The 3,209-nt window shown below is 64.5% G+C and carries 4 protein-coding genes; all 4 read right to left on the bottom strand.

Annotated features, from left to right (window positions below; translation table 11 throughout):
- The coding region (locus EPO09_RS00295; protein WP_290639040.1) for a DUF748 domain-containing protein at positions 1–1,133 on the bottom strand (1,133 nt) is incomplete at its 3' end.
- Positions 1,134–1,249: 116 nt separating this feature from the next.
- On the bottom strand, positions 1,250–1,867 hold the full coding sequence (locus EPO09_RS00290) for a nucleotidyltransferase family protein (protein WP_290639038.1): 618 nt from the start codon (positions 1,865–1,867) through the stop codon (positions 1,250–1,252).
- Positions 1,864–2,985, bottom strand: coding sequence for an XdhC family protein (locus EPO09_RS00285; protein WP_290639036.1), 1,122 nt, complete (start codon positions 2,983–2,985; stop codon positions 1,864–1,866). The genes EPO09_RS00290 and EPO09_RS00285 overlap by 4 nt, the downstream gene beginning before the upstream one ends.
- A partial coding sequence (locus EPO09_RS00280) for a hypothetical protein (protein ID WP_290639034.1) occupies positions 2,978–3,209 on the bottom strand: 232 nt, incomplete at its 5' end. The genes EPO09_RS00280 and EPO09_RS00285, both read right to left, overlap by 8 nt.

Here is a 3,209-nt window from a genome sequence, read left to right as displayed (position 1 = left end):
CAGGACCAGGGCGCAGCCGTCGATGCGGGCGCAGGCTCATGGGCTGCGTTTGACGCAGGCGAAGCCGAGACCGGCTGCGCATCGCCCTTCTTCAAGGCCACCGGCCGATTGCGCCACTGCACGCCATCGAGCAAGATGGTGCCGATGCGAACCTGCCGCTCCAGCGGTTGTGCATCCAGGCCCTGGATATCAAGCACCTGCCAGCCTGCGTCCACTTGCCCCAATACGGGCGCCTGGGACAGGTTCAAGGCCAGCTTGCTCAGCTTGAGTCCGCCTTCAATGCTGAGCTTGGGCACAGCCGGCGGCTTGCGCTCTTCAAACCTCAGCGTGAGGTCCGCATCCAGTCGACCATCCGTGGCGGCGACCGACCAGGGCTGCGGCACAAAAGGCTGCGCCACCTTCACCCAATGCGGCACATCCACGCCATCCCACTTCACGTGCACGGCGGAACGCATGCCCTCGGTAAAAGGCAGGGCATCGCCCTGGATGGACAAGGCGCTGCCGTCCACCCGCGCGCTCAATTGCGGCTTCACATCGACATTGACGTAGCTGGGCAGGTTGGACACAAAAGGCACACCGATGCGCAACTGGTCGATGCGGTGTTCCTGATTCAGCACCCGGTCGCTGTAGCGCACCAGGCCATCGTTCAGCTCGATGTTGAACACGGCGAAGTGGGCGGGCTCGCTGTCTGTCTGTGACTTGGGCGATGGTGCCGTGAGCTTGTCCAGCACGGCAGAGAAGTTGAAGCGATCGGCGCTTTGGCGTTCGATCCAGAGATCGGGCTTGTCGATGCGCACGCGCCGGAGCACCGGCGCCAGGCGCCAGACGGACTCCAGCGACAGCTGAGCCTGCGCCTGCTGGATGCGCAAGATGGGCGCGGCAGCCGGCCCGATGGCCAGGCCATCCAGCGTCACCTCGCCTCGCCAGGGGCTGATCTGCAAGGCCTGCAGGCTCACTGGCGTACCCAGGGCTTCGGTGGCCGCCTTTTCAAGGCGCGGGCGCAGCCAGCCAGGCAGCCACATGCCGATCAGCGCGGTCAACAAAACCGCCAGACCGACCACGATGGCCACAGGGCGTCGCCAGCGCAACCAGGCGCTTTGACCAGAAGGAGTATTTGCTTGCTCAGCGCTCATCGATGTGTCTCGTTTGAAAGGCTTGGGCCTTCCCGCCCCACCCATGGGGCCGTACGCTCGATGTTACAAGCAGGACAGGCGCTCGACACAGCCTCCACGCATGCTGACGAGGTGGATCAATTTGCCTGATGTGCCGCCAATACCGGCAGTGTCCGCAAATCCTCAGGCGTATCCACATCCAGCAGCACGCCAGGATCCTCCACATCCAGGAGCAAGGCTTCACGCTGCCAATCCAGCAGGTGCCTCGCACCTTGATCGCCCTGTAAGCGCGCCAGCGCAGGCAGATACCGCGCCGGCAGCGCACGAGGCTGACCCAATGTGCCCTGATGAACAGGCGCAACCGGACGATCTGACGCCAGCAAGGCCTGCTGCAGCGCCTGCAAACATGTGCACGAGACACGCGGCATATCGGCCAGGCCGATGAGCACGCCCTTCAGCCCGCCGCCCGCCACGCCAGGCATCTCCAACAATGCTCGGGCGCCTTCCGCCAGCGAGTGGCCCATGCCCCGATCCGCATCAGTACAAACAACGATCTGGGCGCCACAGGCCTTGGCCACATCGTGCGCCGCCATGTCGTCAGGCCGGATCACCACGAGCAAAGGTCGGCACACACCCACATAGGGCTGCAAGGAACTTGCCAACAAGGTGCGGCCATCAGGCATCACGGCCAGGCGCTTGTCGGCGCCAAAGCGGGTGCCCTGCCCGGCGGCCAGGATGAGGCCAGCTACGCTCATGTCGATGCGCTGCTGCCGATGGTGGCGGCGGCATCCGCCAGAGTGAGCCGAGACGCTGTGGCATCCAAAGTGCAAGCCGGCTGCAAGCCCTGAGCAGGCATCCAGGCTGGTTGCGCATGCCGCCCGGCAAAAGGGTCTTCACCGGTTTCCAGCAGGCGCCGAACCTGAATCAGTTCAGCCGCAATGGACACGGCTATCTCGGCTGGCGAGCGCGAGCCGATGGGCAAGCCAACCGGCCCACGCAGTTGCCCGACTTGATCGTCGCTCAAATCAAATTGCTTTAAACGCGCTTTACGCCGTGCTGTCGTGATGCTGGAACCCAGCGCCCCCACGTAGAAGGCGGGCGTTCGCAAGGCCTCCATCAAGGCCAGATCGTCCAGTTTGGGATCGTGGGTCACGGTGACCACGGCGGTGCGTTCGTCACAGCCAAACGCCATCACCACGTCATCGGGCATGCCTGCGAGCAAGGTGGCGCCGTGCTCTTGTCCGGACACCTGCCAGGCACCGGTGTACTCGCTGCGTGGATCACAGATGCTCACGGCATACCCGAGTGATTGGGCGATCGGCAGCAGGTAACGGCTGACCTCGGTTGCGCCGATGATCAGCAAGCGATGGCGTGGGCCCAGGATGGCCGAGAAACTGTGCTCGTCGTCACTGAAATCACGCGCATCTTGCGCAGGTGCCAGCGTGGCCAGGCCACTCGCATAGTCCAGGTGCTTGCACACCAGTTGCTGCGCACGGATGGCCTGCAGTGCCTGCTCAGCCTGGGCTACATCCCAGAAAGGCTCCACGGCCAGGCGCAAGGCATTGCCACAAGGCAGGCGATAGCGTTCGCGCTCGGCGGCATCACGGCCGTACACACGCATCAGCACGCGAGGCTCGCCCTCGGCTTGCTCACGCCACAAGGTACCACTCGTGACTTCGTGCACCAGGTCGTCTTCCACACAACCGCCAGATACCGATCCCGTGATCAAACCTTGCTCGCTGATCACGGCCATCGCGCCGGGTGGCCGAGGGCTGGCCCCGAAGGTGCGCAGCACGGTCACCAGCACACAGCGTTGCCCAGCGGCATGCCAGTTCAACGCCTGCTGCAGGACCTCGTGCTCGTTGCTATGCATGATCCAGCCTGATGGGCAGCGCGCGGATGCGCTTCTTGGTCAAGGCGTACAGCGCGTTGGTCACCGCCGGTGCGATGGGCGGCGTGCCGGGCTCGCCGACACCGCCCGGTGCCGCCGTGCTGGGCATGATGTGCGTCTCGACCACGGGCATGTGCGCCATGTGCACAGCATCGTAAGAAGGGAAGCTGGTTTGCTCCACGCGCCCGTTGGCAAGGGTGATCTCG

This window comes from Aquabacterium sp., from assembly GCF_004297345.1.
Lineage (GTDB): Bacteria > Pseudomonadota > Gammaproteobacteria > Burkholderiales > Burkholderiaceae_C > Aquabacterium.
The sequence above is the reverse complement of the archived record's forward strand: the minus strand, read 5'-3'. Positions and strand labels throughout refer to the sequence as shown.